General features: G+C 63.7%; 1 protein-coding gene. It reads right to left on the bottom strand.

What is annotated here, in order from left to right; all coding sequences use genetic code 11:
* Positions 1-262, bottom strand: a 262-nt coding sequence (locus tag R0J88_RS18845) for an ABC transporter permease (RefSeq protein WP_410900703.1), incomplete at its 3' end; no start/stop codon positions are given.
* Between the last annotated feature and the right edge of the window lie 162 nt (positions 263-424).

Genomic DNA, 424 nt, shown 5'->3' with positions numbered 1-424 from the left:
TGACCAACGCGCCCTTGTTGCGGCCGTTGGTGGTGAACATGCCCTGTTGCTCGATATAGGGCGCCGCGCCGACGACATGCGGCTTCTCGCGCAGCTTGCCGGCCAGCGTCTCCCAGTCGGTGACGCTGTCACGCGCCTCGACGCGCACATGCGGCACCATGCCCAGCACGCGGGTGCGCAGCTCGTGGTCGAAGCCGTTCATCACCGACAGCACCACGATCATCGCCAGCACGCCCAGCGACAGGCCGATCATCGAGGTCATCGAGATGAACGAGATGAAGTGGTTGCGGCGCTTGGCTCGGGTGTAGCGCGCGCCGATGAAGATGGGCAAGGGTCTGAACATGTACGAAATCACCCAATGAAAACAGGAAAACGGGGCGGCACCTGCCACCCCGAGCAGTCGATCAGATCGCCACCAGGTGGC

Origin of the sequence: Pseudoalteromonas sp. SIMBA_162, from assembly GCF_046535955.1 — a bacterium.
In the GTDB taxonomy this organism is placed as follows: Bacteria; Pseudomonadota; Gammaproteobacteria; order Enterobacterales; family Alteromonadaceae; genus Pseudoalteromonas; species Pseudoalteromonas marina.
The sequence above is the reverse complement of the archived record's forward strand: the minus strand, read 5'-3'. Positions and strand labels throughout refer to the sequence as shown.